Origin of the sequence: Winogradskyella tangerina (assembly GCF_003260205.1) — a bacterium.
In the GTDB taxonomy this organism is placed as follows: Bacteria; Bacteroidota; Bacteroidia; order Flavobacteriales; family Flavobacteriaceae; genus Winogradskyella; species Winogradskyella tangerina.
Genome location: NZ_QERF01000002.1, coordinates 194108 through 210364, shown reverse-complemented (window position 1 = coordinate 210364; position 16257 = coordinate 194108). Strand labels below are relative to the sequence as shown.

General features: G+C 35.5%; 16 protein-coding genes. 5 read left to right on the top strand and 11 right to left on the bottom strand.

What is annotated here, in order from left to right; all coding sequences use genetic code 11:
- Positions 1-32: 32 nt before the first annotated feature.
- Positions 33-707, bottom strand: coding sequence for a hypothetical protein (locus DDY94_RS03660; protein WP_111682693.1), 675 nt, complete (start codon positions 705-707; stop codon positions 33-35).
- A 229-nt stretch (positions 708-936) separates the two neighbouring features.
- On the opposite strand from DDY94_RS03660, the gene DDY94_RS03655 reads away from it, so the two are divergent.
- Positions 937-1998 carry a DUF3667 domain-containing protein gene (locus DDY94_RS03655; protein WP_111682692.1) on the top strand — a complete coding sequence of 354 codons (1062 nt, stop codon included), beginning with the start codon at positions 937-939 and terminating at the stop codon, positions 1996-1998.
- 15 nt (positions 1999-2013) lie between these two features.
- On the opposite strand, the gene uvrA is transcribed toward DDY94_RS03655, so the two are convergent.
- Positions 2014-4806 carry an excinuclease ABC subunit UvrA gene (uvrA, locus tag DDY94_RS03650; protein WP_111682691.1) on the bottom strand — a complete coding sequence of 931 codons (2793 nt, stop codon included), beginning with the start codon at positions 4804-4806 and terminating at the stop codon, positions 2014-2016.
- 230 nt (positions 4807-5036) lie between these two features.
- Here uvrA and DDY94_RS03645 point away from each other — a divergent pair, with 230 nt between their 5' ends.
- A complete protein-coding gene (locus DDY94_RS03645; protein ID WP_111682690.1) occupies positions 5037-5621 on the top strand; it encodes an RNA polymerase sigma factor in 585 nt (194 codons plus the stop codon).
- Between the two features lie 226 nt (positions 5622-5847).
- On the opposite strand, the gene DDY94_RS03640 is transcribed toward DDY94_RS03645, so the two are convergent.
- From DDY94_RS03640 to DDY94_RS03630, 3 genes are read right to left on the bottom strand one after another with little or no spacing between them, the layout of a single operon-like run.
- Positions 5848-6357: a hypothetical protein gene (locus tag DDY94_RS03640; protein ID WP_157957232.1), complete on the bottom strand. Its 510-nt coding sequence runs from the start codon at positions 6355-6357 to the stop codon at positions 5848-5850.
- Complete coding sequence (locus DDY94_RS03635; protein WP_111682688.1) at positions 6354-6905, bottom strand: hypothetical protein; 552 nt, start codon at positions 6903-6905, stop codon at positions 6354-6356. Before DDY94_RS03635 ends, DDY94_RS03640 begins: the two co-directional genes overlap by 4 nt.
- A gap of 44 nt (positions 6906-6949) precedes the next feature.
- Positions 6950-7609, bottom strand: coding sequence for an endonuclease III domain-containing protein (locus tag DDY94_RS03630; protein ID WP_111682687.1), 660 nt, complete (start codon positions 7607-7609; stop codon positions 6950-6952).
- Between the two features lie 34 nt (positions 7610-7643).
- On the opposite strand from DDY94_RS03630, the gene bcp reads away from it, so the two are divergent.
- On the top strand, positions 7644-8099 hold the full coding sequence (gene bcp, locus DDY94_RS03625; protein WP_111682686.1) for a thioredoxin-dependent thiol peroxidase: 456 nt from the start codon (positions 7644-7646) through the stop codon (positions 8097-8099).
- Positions 8100-8179: 80 nt separating this feature from the next.
- Here bcp and DDY94_RS03620 read toward each other — a convergent pair whose 3' ends face one another.
- On the bottom strand, positions 8180-9631 hold the full coding sequence (locus tag DDY94_RS03620) for a TonB-dependent receptor (protein WP_111682685.1): 1452 nt from the start codon (positions 9629-9631) through the stop codon (positions 8180-8182).
- Between the two features lie 89 nt (positions 9632-9720).
- Here DDY94_RS03620 and DDY94_RS03615 point away from each other — a divergent pair, with 89 nt between their 5' ends.
- Positions 9721-10482 carry an MBL fold metallo-hydrolase gene (locus tag DDY94_RS03615; RefSeq protein WP_111682684.1) on the top strand — a complete coding sequence of 254 codons (762 nt, stop codon included), beginning with the start codon at positions 9721-9723 and terminating at the stop codon, positions 10480-10482.
- Positions 10483-10484: 2 nt separating this feature from the next.
- Positions 10485-10991 (top strand): thioredoxin domain-containing protein, encoded by a 507-nt coding sequence (locus DDY94_RS03610; protein WP_232817810.1) that lies wholly within the window; start codon positions 10485-10487, stop codon positions 10989-10991.
- Here DDY94_RS03610 and DDY94_RS03605 read toward each other — a convergent pair.
- The 5 genes from DDY94_RS03605 to DDY94_RS03585 form a co-directional block, all read right to left on the bottom strand.
- Entirely contained in the window at positions 10988-11632 is a 645-nt protein-coding gene (locus DDY94_RS03605; RefSeq protein ID WP_111682683.1) for an alpha/beta hydrolase, read from the bottom strand. The genes DDY94_RS03610 and DDY94_RS03605 overlap by 4 nt on opposite strands.
- A gap of 3 nt (positions 11633-11635) precedes the next feature.
- Positions 11636-11968 (bottom strand): hypothetical protein, encoded by a 333-nt coding sequence (locus DDY94_RS03600; RefSeq protein ID WP_111682682.1) that lies wholly within the window; start codon positions 11966-11968, stop codon positions 11636-11638.
- Positions 11968-13221: a dihydroorotase gene (locus tag DDY94_RS03595; protein WP_111682681.1), complete on the bottom strand. Its 1254-nt coding sequence runs from the start codon at positions 13219-13221 to the stop codon at positions 11968-11970. The genes DDY94_RS03600 and DDY94_RS03595 overlap by 1 nt, the downstream gene beginning before the upstream one ends.
- Positions 13218-15143 (bottom strand): BatA domain-containing protein, encoded by a 1926-nt coding sequence (locus DDY94_RS03590; RefSeq protein ID WP_111682680.1) that lies wholly within the window; start codon positions 15141-15143, stop codon positions 13218-13220. The genes DDY94_RS03595 and DDY94_RS03590 overlap by 4 nt, the downstream gene beginning before the upstream one ends.
- A 75-nt stretch (positions 15144-15218) precedes the next feature.
- The gene (locus tag DDY94_RS03585; protein WP_111682679.1) at positions 15219-16226 is read right to left on the bottom strand and encodes a glycosyltransferase family 2 protein; all 1008 of its coding nucleotides are present in this window, start codon (positions 16224-16226) and stop codon (positions 15219-15221) included.
- Positions 16227-16257: the final 31 nt, after the last annotated feature.

Sequence of the window (16257 nt, the reverse complement as noted above, 5' to 3'; positions counted from 1 at the left end):
ACTACGTTAATGCTATGTTTAATCGTCTGGGTTTAATGCTTTAGCTTTCTTTGCTTTTTAACTTTACCATTTTTTCGGTAATAGTAAAAGTCGTCGTCATTTCCCCAGTCATCGTTCCAATCATCAGAATAGAATCCGTCATCGAACTGATCATTCTCAAATCCTTGATTGTCCCAAAGACCATAATTCTGATTATTAACATTGACAAATCCTCTTGTACCGATGACATCACCATATCTATTATACAATATGCGTAATCCACCAACTTGTCTCAGCTGACCTCTTCTATACGACATATAAACAGAGCCAGCGCGTTTAATTCGTCCTTGTTGGTCGTAATTAATGAATACGTTTCCTATTTGTCTTACGCGACCAAGTCTGTCGTGTCTTATTAAAATTCCACGTGGTCTCGGATTGTACCTTGTTCCTGGTGCGCCAAAGGTTTGATTTGGGCCGCGACGATTTCGTCTATAATAGTAGTCGTCGTTGTGAGGTTCAGTGGCAAAAGGTTCCGTGTTAAAATCGAAACTTCCATCAGGAAAAATATAAAACTCTACACCTCGTTCTACAAACAATATAGGTTGTGCAAAACGATAACGCGTACGGTTTAAATCTTCCCTATCTAAAACAGCATCTCCTACTGTTGTTGCGGTGGCAGGTGTAATTCCCATTAACACTACTGCCAAAAAAAGTACATACTTTTTCATAATATAGGTTTTTAGATTTACCTAGTCTCTAACTCATTTAGGACTTTTAGGTTTACGTTATGTTTTGGTAAAACCAATTAGCGTGCCAATATTTTTAAGCACCTCATAAACAAAGGCTTATCATGTTTATTCTGAAAAGCGATGTAACATTAATCATTTCAAGTCTTCGTAAATATGATAGATAATTTCATAAAATTCCTTAAATTTAAACGAGACTAACCACCACATCATGAGCACAGAAAAAGAGATTTGTAAAAACTGTGAACAACCCTTTGAAGTAGGAGCTAATTTCTGTCCACATTGCGGACAGAAAACCAATGATGAATTAACTATTGGTGTTTTGTTTTATAACACTATTAGTAACTACTTTTCATTCGATGCTCGCTTTTTAAAAAGTTTTATACCCTTAATGTTTAGACCTGGTTATTTGGCAAAACGTTTTATAGAGGGTAAACGCCTATTGTATTTACATCCAGCGCAGATGTATCTTTTTATTTCGGTTATCTTCTTTTTTCTCTCGTCTTTCACTATTGCTGAATGGGAAAAGGAGGCCAATAAAATAAATAAGAAAATTGCTGAAGCACCCGTAAATGTTGATGAAAATATCTCTAAGGTCAGTCTCGATTCTATTCAAAAGGCTGAAATAATGAACAACCTTGAAAAGAACAAAAAGCTCTATGGTATTCCGGAAGAAAGCCTAAAAGAAGTTGATTCCCTTATGAATTTAGAAAATAGCAACAGCAATGTGACATGGGATTTTAATAAGAAAAAGGTAGACTCCTTAATTGAAATTGGCGCTGAAGACGAGGTCATTTATAAGGAAATGGGTATGTCTGACGATCCTAGCTATTTTGAGCGTGGCTTATTTAAGGGTATGTTGAATATTGCTAAAGGTTCTGGTGCCGGTAATATTCTAAGAAGAGCATTCGATGCTATTCCTATTACCATGTTCATTTTATTGCCGCTTTTCGCACTGTTATTAAAAATATTGTATTTCAGAAAAGGAAGATATTCCTACCATTTAGTATTTACATTTTACTTCTTTTCTTTTTTATTTACGCTATTTGCGATTTTAATGGCGATCAATCGATTTTTAATAGAAATACCTGGATGGATCAGTCTACTCATAGTATTGTCAACCTTTTTCTATTTCTATATGGCCCTGCTCAAATTTTATGAACGGCATTGGTTCACCACCTTTCTTAAAAGTGGGTTTATCACCTTTGTGTTTACTATTATGGTGTTTATTACCTCCGGATTCTTATTCTTCTTCGGCCTGATGAATGCATGAAGAGTAGAAATTTTCTCAACTTAATTTTTCCTGAAGGTATTTACCAGTTACTGATCTTCCATTTGAAGCTATTTCCTCTGGAGTGCCATTTGCCACCATATAACCACCATTTTTACCTCCTTCTGGACCAAGATCAATAATATGATCGGCACATTTTATTAAATCGATATTATGCTCAATAACAATAATTGAATGGCCTTTGGCGATGAGTGCTCTGAAGGATTTTAATAACTTTTGAATATCATGAAAATGAAGTCCGGTGGTTGGCTCATCAAAAATAAAGAGCGCATTGTCACTTTTGCTTCCTTTTCCTAGGAAGGTTGCAAGTTTTATGCGTTGCGCTTCACCACCTGAAAGGGTAGAAGAGGATTGCCCTAAAGTAACATAGCCTAATCCTACGTCTTGAAGGGGTTGTAACTTATTTTGAATTTTAGTGGCTTTATGCGTCTTGAAAAATTCAATGGCGTTATCGATGGTCATATTTAAAATGTCATCTATAGATTGGCCTTCAAAATTCACCTCGAGTACTTCCTTTTTGAATCGTTTACCGCCACATGTATCGCAAGTTAAATGCACATCGGCCATGAATTGCATTTCAATAGTAACTTCACCTTCACCTTTACACGTCTCACAACGACCACCATCAACATTAAAGCTGAAGTGCTTCGCCTGATAGTTTCTAATTTTACTCAGTTTCTGAGAGGCGAATAAGGCTCTAATATCATCATAGGCCTTAACATAAGTCACCGGATTAGAACGTGAAGATCTTCCAATCGGATTCTGATCTACAAACTCAACATGTTGGATATTACTGAAACTTCCTTTCATTTCGGTAAACTGTCCAGCCTTATCACTAAAGCCAGTTAACTTTTTCTGAATGGCAGGAAATAGCACTTTTTTCACCAAAGTACTTTTGCCACTACCCGAAACTCCCGTTACTACCGTAAGCATTTCTAGTGGGAACGTCACATCGATGTTCTTGAGATTGTTTTCACGAGCACCGATTATATCAATATGGTATTTTGATGTTTTTCGTTGCTCTGGGATTTTAATTTCTAATTGGCCATTCAAATATTTGGCAGTTAAAGTGTCTGACACAAGTATATCTTTGAATTCACCAGTTGCAACAACTTCACCACCAAATGTGCCTGCTTCGGGGCCAATATCAATGATCTCATCAGCAGCTTTCATAATATCCTCATCGTGTTCTACAACCACTACTGTATTACCTAGATCACGAAGTGATTTTAAAACTTTTATCAGGCGTTCAGTATCTTTTGGATGTAGACCAATACTAGGTTCATCTAAAATGTACATCGATCCAACAAGACTGCTACCAAGTGATGTTGCGAGGTTTATACGCTGACTTTCACCACCAGAGAGCGTATTAGAGCGACGGTTTAATGTTAAGTAATTAAGTCCGACGTTCGTTAAAAACTCTAGTCGTGTATTAATTTCTGCTAGAAGACGTTTAGCGATTTTGGTTTCATAGGGATTAAGCTCAAGCTCGTGGAAAAATTGAGCAAGTTCATTTAAAGGCATATCTACCAGATCAGTTATAGTAGATCCATTTATTTTTACATAACTGGCTTCTTCTCTTAAGCGCTTACCTTTACAAACGTTACATTTTGTTTTTCCACGGTAGCGCGAGAGCATCACGCGATTTTGAATCTTATAAGCTTTAGATTCAAGCTCAGCAAAAAAGCTATTTAAGCCTTCAAAATATTGATTGCCTTTCCAAATTAAAGCTTTGTGTTCGTCACTCAATTGAAAATATGGCTTATGAATAGGGAAATCAAACTTATGAGAATTATTAACCAACTGATCTCTATACCAACTCATACTTTCTCCGCGCCATGGAAAAATAGCATTTTCAAAAACTGAAAGCGCAGTATTTGGAACAACAAGATCCTCGTCAATACCAATAACATCACCATAGCCTTCACATTTCGGACAAGCACCATAAGGATTATTAAAACTAAAGAGATGTGCATTTGGTTCGAGGAAAGTCATGCCATCTAATTCAAACTTATTATTGAATGAGGTCTGCTTTTTATCCGATAAGGATTCAATGATACAACTTCCAACACCTTCAAAAAATGCAGTTTCTATTGCATCTGCCAACCGGTTAAGAAAATCTTCATCGTCTTTATAAACAATTCGATCGACAACTAAGTAGAGATTCTTATCTGAGGAAATATTCTCTTTGACGGCGTCATCTATTCGTAGAACGTCGTTATTGTATTTTATACGAGCATAGCCTTGCTGTAATAAGGTTTGAAGTTTGTTTTCAACGGTTCTACCATTTTCGAGGGTTATCGGAGAAAGCAGTAAAAGCTTTGAGCCTTCTTCGAAAGTTGAAATATGGTCAATGACGTCGGTAACGGTATGCTTCTTAACTTCCTTGCCAGAAATAGGAGAGTAGGTTTTACCAATACGCGCAAACAGTAATTTTAAATAATCATAAATCTCGGTAGTTGTGCCCACTGTAGATCGCGGGTTGGTGGAATTTACCTTTTGTTCTATAGCAATGGCAGGCGCAATACCTTTTATATAATCTACTTTAGGTTTGTTTAGTCTTCCTAAGAACTGACGAGCATAACTCGATAAGCTTTCAACATAACGTCTCTGACCCTCAGCATAAAGCGTATCGAAGGCCAGACTTGACTTCCCGGAGCCTGATAATCCTGTTATAACCACTAATTTATTCCTTGGAATAACAACATCAATATTTTTTAGGTTATGCAATTTAGCGCCTTTAATGATGATGTTTTCTTTCGGATTTACCTCTAAAATGTTAGTGTTCATAGGATATTTGAGTGTATAATTTTGCAAAGATACGTTATCTATTTAAGCTGATAAAATGCACGAATGTTAGATTAAATGTTAAAATTTGATGGTTTTTTTTGCTTTTTCGGAATGATTGTTGTTATATTTACCTCATAATCATTAAAAAACATCTGCGTATCGCATAATATTACTTTATAAAATTTAACCCCTTGCGAAGAAGCTTGCTTCTTGCTACTAAGAGTAATATTATGAAAAGAGAACTTATCCCAGACGCAGAGTTGGTCAGCAACTACATTAGAGGAGACGAAAGCGCACTTTCGGTTTTAATTGAAAGGCATAAGCAAAAAATCTATAGCTTTATTTATTCAAAAGTGTATGATAGAGATATTACTGAAGACGTATTTCAGGACACCTTTATTAAAGTTATCAGAACTTTAAAACGTGGAAAGTATAATGAAGAAGGTAAGTTTTTACCTTGGGTAATGCGTATTGCTCACAATTTAGTTATTGATCACTTCAGAAAGAACAGCAGAATGCCAAAATTCGACAACGCTGGTGAGTTTAGCATTTTTTCAGTATTGAGCGATTCAAGCTTAAATGCAGAGAAAAGTATGATCAAAGATCAGGTTGAGTCTGATGTAAGACGCGTTATAGAAGAGTTACCAGAAGACCAAAAACAGGTGCTTTTGATGCGTATGTACCAAGATATGAGTTTTAAAGAAATCTCAGAACGTACAGGAGTTAGTATTAATACGGCGCTAGGAAGAATGCGTTATGCATTGATCAATATGCGTAAGGTTATAGAGCAGAATAATATCATTTTAACAAATTGATACAATAAAGAGTTTTAAAGTACGTTATTGTCATATAATTAACCCTAATTTAAAAATATGGCAAAAATTTACTCTAACGCTTCCCCAAAAAACAATAACCTAAAACCAAAAGATGAAACCGTGCGTTTCCTTTTGAATTACTCAAAGGCTTTAAGTGTTATAAATTATAATAAATTGAAGTTTGAAGCACTTCTAAATTAAGTTGGAAAAGAATCCTGATGCTAAGTCAGGATTTTTTTATACCTGAATTTTCTTCAGACTTTTCAGTAGTTTTTAAGTATTCTTGTTTGAGATCTTTCAGATATTGAATAACTAGTGCATAATTAGGATGTGATGAATTCAAACAGTCTTTGGATTCGTTATCCATTACGGTTAAAGCCACATAATAGGTGTGGGATTCATGAATGATGTCATCGGTAATTCCAAATATATCAACGGCAGTCATAACCTTTTTGACTTCGTAAAATGAAAGGTAATGCAAATGGCCTTCAATTCTGAAAGGCACTTCGAAATTCACTTCAAAATCATACAGTTCATACTTGGTATTGATGAAATCATAAAAATCGCCTTCATCTTTAGTGTCCACAAAAATAAACGCCTGTTTTTCAGGTAGGTTTCGTTTGAAGCTTTTAGCTTCTTTTACTTTATAACCATCATCACGAAAATTAGGAGGGAAGCTCACCGGAATGCAAGATGACATTGTTATCGCCAATATGAAAAGGACTAAATATCTCATGATTTTGTAGTAAATAATAATGCTTCATAATTATGAGCGGTTAAGTACTCTTGCTGTAAATCTCTTAAATACTTTAGGACAGTTTGCTTTTCAGGATGCTTTTCGAGTAAGCAATTTTTAAGTTCAGAATCATAGATTGTGATCACAATGTACCAATGCCCTTTTCTTGTGGTATAATTACCCTCAAATAGAGGCGCATTACCATTCTGATCGCGTTTGGCATCAACCAGAACTAAAGGCAAGTTCACGGATTCGTCCGTGCGTTCTACTTCCGAATAAGTCAAATAATAGTCATTATCATTAATTTGGATGGGAGTATTTAAACCAACGTTGTCATCCTTCAAATTGTATTTTTTGTTGATGTATTGATAAAATTCATCCGCATCTTTAGGATCTTTGAAAATAAAGGAAGTCTCGCGCGGTAGTTTACGCTGAAACTTTTTGGCCTTCATTACCTTATAAGATTCATTCTTAAATTTTGGTGCAATTTTATACGGAATGCAAGAGGACGTAATTACTATTAAGATAAGTAGTAATGGCTTTTTCATTGATTGATAGGTTTAGGTTCTATCCCTCAATAATTATACCAATACTACTTCTTTTGTTTTTTGTAATACTCGTTAATTACAGACTTTCTTCCCACTGTTTTGGTAATGATGTCTTTTTCTAGATCCCAGCCACGAGCAGGCGAATATTCTCTACCATACCAAATGATTTGAAGATGCAGATCATTCCAGAGTTCTTTTGGGAAGATTCGTTTTGCATCTTTTTCAGTTTGAACTACATTTTTACCATTACTGAGGTTCCAACGATACATTAAGCGATGAATGTGCGTATCTACCGGAAATGTTGGTATTCCGAAAGCTTGAGACAAAACAACAGCAGCAGTTTTATGGCCAACAGCAGGAAGCGCTTCTAGTTCCTCATAGGTCTGAGGTACCTTGCCATCATACTTATCGATCAGTATATGAGACAATCCATAAATGCCTTTACTTTTCATAGGTGATAACCCAACTGGCTTAATGATCTCTCTAATTTCTTCGACGCTGAGTTTGATCATGTCGTAAGGATTATCGGCACGTTCAAAAAGCAATGGTGTAATTTGATTTACCCTTACATCTGTACTTTGTGCAGAAAGTAATACCGCTATCAGCAGGGTGTAAGGGTCTTGATGGTCTAGTGGAATTGGGATTTCAGGGTACAATTGATTTAACGTATTTATAACAAAATGTACCTTTTCTTGCTTTGTCATTCATCGTATTTTTACAAAAACAAATTTAAGCAATATGACGCATTTAAAAGTAGGTGATAAGGCACCAGATTTTACAGCAAAGGATGAACAAGGAAATACGATTTCATTATCGGATTATGCAGGAAAGAAACTAGTAGTTTTCTTTTACCCAAAGGCAAGCACTCCAGGCTGTACAGCTGAAGCTTGTAACTTAAATGATAACTACGATCGCTTTAAGGCACAGGGCTATGAAATTCTTGGTGTAAGTGCAGACAGTGCTAAACGTCAATTGAATTTTAAAAACAAATATGGATTTCAGTATCCTTTGTTAGCTGATGAGGACAAAGCGGTTATTGAAGCCTTTGGTGTTTGGGGTCCGAAAAAATTTATGGGTAAAGAGTATGACGGAATCCATAGAACTACATTTGTAATCGATGAGAATGGGGTTTTAGAAGATGTTATTACCAAAGTAAAAACTAAAGAACACACTGCACAGATCTTAACAGACTAATTAAAATTTTAGGCATAAAAAAAGCGACTTACTAAGATTTAAATTAATCTGTAGGTCGCTTTTATTTTTGTTTCTATTCTTTACTTGTGAACAACCTCTTCAGTTTCACAACCAAATAAGCTTTTCTCTTTAATTAGTTTTGCTACACCTTCAGGGAGCATTTCTTCCCAGCCTTCTTCACCATTCATAATCATCTTTAATACAGCTCTTGAGAATACAGATAAGTTTGACGAATCAAAATCGTTAATATCAACTACCTTTCCGTTGTATTTGAAGAACTTATAAAGTTCCTTCATACGTGGGTGAACCTTAAGATTTTCGCTATTTGTGATGCTTCCATCTTCATTTTGCATCGGATATAGATAAACACGTAAATCTTTGTAGAATAACTTTCCGAAGGCTTCCAAAATACCACCACTTAAATGGCGATAGTATTTTTCGTCAAAAATATCGACAAGGTTATTCACGCCGAGTGTAAGTCCCATTCTGCTCTTCGTATATTGAGAAAAGTATTCGACTAGTTTGTAATACTCCTGAAAATTAGAGATGAGTACAGTTTGGCCTAAGGAGCATAGCAACTTCGCACGATCCATAAAATCTTGCTCATCAATTTCTCCTTCAGCACGAAGGTTAGATAAGGTGATTTCGAAAATAACTTGCGTTTTTTCCTTTTCAACCTTATTTTCTTTTATGAACATCTCATATGATTTCTCATACATGTCCATATTTACCTTGGTTACTGGCCTAAAACTACCTCTAAGTGCTAATATGTTCTTCTTATAAAGCACACGTGCTGGTAACACATTGTTACCATCAGGTGCAAACATTACAGCATCAGTCATGCCGTTTTTAACCAATTGTAAACTCATTAGACGGTTGTCAATGTCTTTAAAAACTGGTCCGGAAAAATTAATCGTGTCGATCTCTAATTGATCTTTATCAAGATGGTCGTATAAATAGCGCAATAACTTTTTAGGTTGATTGTATTTATAGAAAGCACCATAAATAAGGTTAGTTCCTAATTTACCTAAGGTTTCTTGCTGTAAGCGCGCGTCATTTTCTTTAAATCGAATATGCAAAACAATATCATTGTACTCCTGGTCTGGAGCCACCTGATACTTAATACCAACCCATCCATGTCCTTTATATTTCTTTGCAAAATCGATGGTAGCCACTGTGTTGGCATAAGAGAAGAAAAGTTTTGTAGGATGGTTTTCTCTTTTAATTCGCTTTTCAATAAGCCCCACTTCATGATTAAGCATTTTACGCAATCTTGCTTCAGTAACGTAGCGGCGGTCATCTTCTATGCCGTATATGGCATCACTGAAATCTTTATCGTAGGCCGACATAGTTTTTGCAATAGTACCAGAAGCTCCTCCAGCTCTAAAGAACTGTCTTACAGTTTCTTGTCCGGCACCAATCTCTGCAAATGTTCCGTAAATGTCTTTATTTAGATTAATACGTAGGGCCTTGTCTTTTAATGAAGGAATATTTTCAAAAACTGAGTCCCCTTTATACGTTATTTCTTCCATGGTTATTGGGTTACATCGATGTTACAAAGGTATCAATTTAGCTTATTAAACAAAAAAATAGCCTTATTTTTGTTATAAACTTAACACCTTTGAAAATAACTTTTTTAGGTACCGGAACATCACAAGGAATACCCATTATTGGGAGCACACATCCGGTTTGTCTGAGCGATAATCCAAAAGATAAGCGACTTCGGGTTTCCATTCTGGTTGAATGGGATGACTATTGTTATGTTGTTGATTGTGGGCCAGATTTTAGACAGCAAATGCTGAATGCCAAGGTCACTAAAATTGATGGAGTTGTATTTACCCACGAGCATGCCGATCATACCATGGGATTAGATGACATTCGTCCTTTTTTCTTCAGGCAAGGTGATATTGACCTTTATGCACACAAACGCGTGTTTAAGGCGCTTGAAAAACGTTTTGACTATATTTTTACTTCTGAAGCTAAGTATCCTGGTGTGCCTAGTGTTATTAAGCATGAAATCAAAAATGAACCTTTCACTCTTGGGAACCTAGAGATCATTCCGGTTGATGGTTTGCATTATAAACTTCAGGTTTTTGGCTTTAGGTTTGGTAATTTCGCCTATCTCACAGATATGAAAACAGTTCCTGATGTTGAAATTGAAAAACTTCGAGATCTCGACGTATTAGTGGTTAATGCTTTACGTGAAGAACCGCATATATCACATTTCAATCTTGAAGAAGCCTTAGAGTTCATTGAAAAAGTTCGTCCAAAGCGCGCCTATTTAACGCATATTAGTCATTGGTTAGGTTTTCATGACGACGTACAACAAAAATTGCCAGAGAACGTTTTTCTGGCATACGATAATTTACAAATTACAATTTAGATATGAAGAATAGAGTTTTTATGTATCTGTTTATATTTTCAGCCTTACTGATCATATTTCAATATGTCAATTCAAAAAATATAATTGATAAATACGAAAAGGATATAAATAGCTTTAAATCTAAAATAGAAACCCAAGAGAAGGCCATTGCTGATCTTGAGGAACAAAATTTCGAACTGAATTATTTCAATATTGACCGCAATGATAACGCTCTCGATTATTTCATTGCGCAAGGCTATGATGCTGATGAACTCATAAAGGCAATTTCTGAAGGCTTATACAATATGAATGATTATGAAGGTGAAGATCATCCGATCGTTCCTTATGTTTCAATGACAGAATCGAAATTGGTTATCAATAAAATTCGAATTGTGAACCATCGATGGATACTGGCAAATTTTACAGATGGAGAACACTGGGGTGAAATCTTTGTCACCTATGATATCGACGAAAACAACAATTTGAAATATAAATTAACCGAATATTTTATCTATCCGAAATTGGGCTAGAGGTACTGATCTAACCAGGCTTTGAAATCATAAAAATTCTGCGGTGCTACACCATGACCTACAGGGTATTCTTTATAGACATGATTAATGTCGAGTGCTTTTAGAAAATCTGGCGTTTTTCTTGCCCATTCTACCGGAATTACCTGATCCACAAAACCATGTGAGCAGAAGAAATTTAAATGAGAGACATCACTGTTTTCAATACGTTCAGGAAGAATTTCTTCATTAATATAGCCACTCAAAGCAACAATATTCTTTACTATATGAGGATAATTAAGAGCTACTGCATAACTTAAAATTGTACCTTGGCTAAATCCTAAAAGAGTTACATTAGAGCTGTCTACAGGATAGGTTTCGCAGGCATAATCTATAAACTCCGAGATCAAGTCTACTGACAGTCTCGCTTGTTCGTTGTCACTCCATTTACCTTTTTCAGCATCAAAATTAATAGCATACCAGGCATTTCCATAAGGTTGCATAGCGAAAGGTGCTCGTAGCGATATGATGTGTAACTCCTGAGGTAATTCTGAAGCAAAAGAAAATAGATCATTTTCATCACTGCCATAGCCGTGACACATAATTAATAAAGGCGCATTTTCTTTTAAGGTTGAAGGCCTAGAGATATAGTGTAAGTTGGTCATGAATTATTGCCCGATCGATTTAAACATATTTTGAAAAAAGTCACCGAGTAACGGAATTTTGTTCATTTTCCCTGTGATAGCGCCAAAAATCCCATAAAGATAAAGTACCGAGAAAGAGATCCAGAAGCCAATACTAACATTCATATTATCAAAACCACCAATCAAAAAAGCTATCGTAATATATAATAAGCCAAGTCCAAGACCTTGCCTAATATGAAAAGAAGTAAATGGATTCTTTTTTTCCTGATTCATAAAAAATGCGATCAACGTACCGAAAAGTGATAAGTAAGCAACCAATGCCAGAGTTTTTCCTTCTTCAATTGTATTCTGGTCCATTATTTAAGAACAATTTTGTTGTTGGCAATAACGCCGTAAGTTATTCCCTTTAATTCCTTTCCTAAAAAGGCGGAGTTTTTAGAGCGTGATGTTATGTCTGATTTTCTGAAAGTATAGCGGGCATCAGGATTGAATAAACTCAGATCTGCATCCTCGCCCAAAGCGATAGTGTTTGTTTTAACCCCAAATCGAGATTTTCCTTGTGTAAGTAGCTGAATTGCTTTCTTAGTGGTAAATTCAGTTTGAAGCGCACCAAAGGCAGATTCTAAGCCAATAGTTCCGTACATGGCATGATCGAATTCTACTTTTTTATCCTCAATATCAATAGGATTGTGATCGGTAGTTACCATATCTATGGTGCCATCCTTAAGCCCTTCAATAAGAGCATCACAATCTTTCTGCGTTCTTAAAGGTGGTAATACTTTATACCGTGTGTCGAAGCCATTTAACTCGTCATCCGTAAGCACTAAATTGTGTATGGCTACACTACATGACACGTCTAATTTTTTCGCTTTTGCCGCTCTGATCAACTCCACTGATCTTGCCGTAGAGATCGTTGGTATGTGAAGTTTACCACTTGTATATTCTAATAAAAATAGATCGCGTGAAATTTGAAGTTCTTCTGCTAATGCTGGGTTGCCCTTCAATCCAAGACGAGTACTATTAATGTGCTCATTAACAACACCGTTACCAGTAATCTTTGATTCTTGAGGAAACGAACATACCATTCCATCGAAATTGCTCGCATATTGCAAAGCAATTTTCATAAGGTTCGGATTAGAAATCGGACGTTGATAATCATAATAGGCTACAGCTCCTGCATTTTTCATATCAAAAAGCTCTGCGAGATCTTCGCCGTCACTCGATTTTGTGAGCGCACCAATAGGATAGAGGCTTGTAGCCTTATTTTGAGCCTTGGCTTTAACAAAAGTAATATCTGCAAAACTATCTATGATCGGATTAGCATTTGCATTTAACGCTACTGCTGTAAATCCAGACTGCGCAGCTGTTTTAAGTCCATTCTCGATGGTTTCGCGCTCTTCAAAACCTGGCTCACCGAAAGACACGCTACTATCAAACCATCCCTGCGAAACATGGAGATTGTCGCGTTTGATTTCTCGATAATTGTTTGGGTTTGAAATGCGTTTTGAAATCTTAGAGATACGACCTTTTTCAATTAAAATATCAACCGTTTCGTTGTGAAAATCACTCTTAGAATCAACGATAGTGGCAGATTTTATAAGTACGTTCATTTAAGATATTTTAGTAGAAGTATTTCTATGATCAAAAATACTAGCGCAAAAATAACAAACCATTTCCATAGTGCATTAATAGTTGAGCTACTTTTTATATCATTGATCGTTAAGGCTAAACTTTCGTTTAAAGTTCTGTTATTAATTGACTGCAATTCAAAGTAACTTAGGTTGCTTTCAGATCTATTATAGTTGAAACTCAAATTCTGAAGGGTTTGTTCTTTGTTTTTAACTTCGAGAATCCCAGCAGTATTGGGGTATTCATTGGTCTCTAAAACCACTGTTTTACTGTATGTTTTCTGTAATGGAATGACTGATGATTCATCAGACGCCAATGTTAATATTTCATCCTGACCTAAGGCAGCATTAATGGCAATGGAGTTGGGCTGCCCTATTGAATAATATAGTTGTGGGAGCTTCAAACTCTGTTTACCCATATTATAGAGTACAGGTACTATTAACGGTGAATTTTTAAAGTTTGAATTGTCCTCATTTAAGGCTGAAGAAAATGCGTAGGCACCATTATTTCCAATTAAAAAACTACTGCCATCATCATAAGACAATACCGTATTCGAATTTGATGAAAATCGATAGGCAATATCTACTTTTGGATACTGGAAATTTGTCACTTTAGAATAAAAAGCATTGGCTAAAAGTGGATGGTCATAGTTGATGGACGTTATTCTTTTTTCAGAATTACTATATGAATTATAACCACTTAAATTATTATCTCTAAATAATTGATTATAAGAGTTTAAGTTAATATTATCTGAAGGTATAATTACAATATTTCCTCCGTCATTTTTGAAGGTATTCAGAGCAGTTCTAAGTGCTTCAGATATAACATCTAATTCATTTAAAATGATAAGATTTTGATCGGGAATTAAATTGAAATTTAAGGCGTCGATATTAAAGGACAGCAATTCAAATTCGTCATTAGTATAAATGCGTTTTAAAAAATCGTCATCGGCATTTTCATTAATGGCCAGAACTTTGATTTTTGACTTTGCGTTTATATTAAAGTAGAAGCTATTATCATATTGAAGCCCGACGTCATCTACCATCAACCTGCCATTAATGATCATATTGTTCGAAATGGTAAAGGTAGTCTCAGTTTCACCGTTGAGATCAACGGCACTTTTTGCCAAAAGCTCATCATTGTTAAACAGAGATACTGTGATATTCTCTAGCGCTACCCCTTGATTTGACAGTTTAACATTGAGGTCTAGTGTCTCGGCAGACGTATTGGATATGTAAACACTATCAATACTTACATTTGTCGCAATGTTAGATTTTGGCTGTACTAATCTAAGATTAACAATGCTATCCGATTCAAAGGCTATAGGATTTGATTTTTGTTGAAAATCGGAAACTAAAATCAGGTTTTTCGTTGATCCTAGATCAGTTGAAAAAAGTTGTTTTCCCTTTAGATACAACGCGTCATAGTTAAGCTGAGTTGAAGAATGACCTAATTGAATAAGATCATTTTTAAGAGCCTTTACGGTTGTATTTCTGTAGGTTTGATCATTAGTAAATAAACTGATTGGTTCATCTTCCGGCAAGGTATTAATGATATCTTGAATAGCTTCATTAAGTAAAGTACCATTTTTACCTTTAGCTTGCATACTATAAGAATTATCCAAATAGATCACAGTTTCTTGAGCTTCGTTAAAGTCTTCGGTATTTGGAATAAATGGTTGTGCAAATGCAATTATTGCACATGCTAAAAGCAACAACCGCGACACTAATGTTAACCATTTTTTTAGTTGTGAGCTTTTTCGTGTTTGGAGTTTTACGGCTTTCAGAAATTTAACATTGGTAAACTTTACCTTCTGAAAGCGTCGAAGTTGGAATAAATGAATAAGTATTGGAATGACCAGTAAAAATAGTGCGTAAAGTAATTCAGGGTGTTTAAACTGCATTCCTATTAATTAGGGTGATTATTTAGCCAAATATAGAAAATGAATGAAGATAACAGTATTTCGCTTTTGAGAATTTTAACAGAAAAAGAAGTAATCCTTCATTGGTAACATTTGTCGCTCTTTAAAATAGTTAGTAATGTCTTTCTGTTCGTTTTCATTGGCTACAGTAACGATGGTTTGTGGTTGATTAAGCGAACTTAAAACATCGAAATTGAGTAGTTCTTTACCATAAATGTCTTTCCCAATTTTTTTATCATTATCGCAGATCCAATAAAATGGTATTTTATTTTCAATCAATAGTTTTGCTACAGTTTTACCTTTATTACCAGCGCCCCAAACCGTTAAAGGTCTTCGATGATCGTAATCGAGTTCTAGAAAGTAATGCACCTTTATATCAAGGAAATAATTTATAGCATAGTGCTCGTGTGTTCTAGAGGTGCGAGTGGCATAGTCTCGCCAATGCAGTAGCACCTCATTGCATGGAATACACTTGTAGGCTGCTCTGTAAAACCTAAAAGTGAGATCATAATCTTCAGGATAACGATTCGGATTAAATCCTTCACAGGCAATGAGATCCTCTCGATGTAGCATCCAGCAAGGTGAGGGGATTACACATTCTTTATAAATTTCAGAATAATTATTTCCTGTTTCGGTGAGGTCATTGATCCACTTTTCATAACGCGAGTAACCATCGCTAACACCATCTGTTCTAAAATATTTCACTTTTCCAACAGCAAGGTGACCCTTACCATGTTTAATAAGACTATTAACCATGAATTCTAAGCGGTGAGGCACCATGATATCATCACTGTCCATTCTGGTAATAAAAGTTCCTTGCGCATGTTTAAAGGCTGCGCGCAGTGCTTCAATGATTCCGAAACCTTCATTATTTAATACCTTTAATCTTGGTTCAGTTTGCGCAAAACCTTCAACTATTTTAAGCGATTCGTCTCCAGAATGGTCATTTACAAAAATAGCCTCCCAATGAGGATAGGTCTGATCAATGATAGAATTAATACACGCTGCGATAAACGCTTCGGTATTTTTAAAAGGAACCAATATGCTTACGGTAACTAGAGACATGCGACTAATTTAACAAAACCTTTAGAGTTAA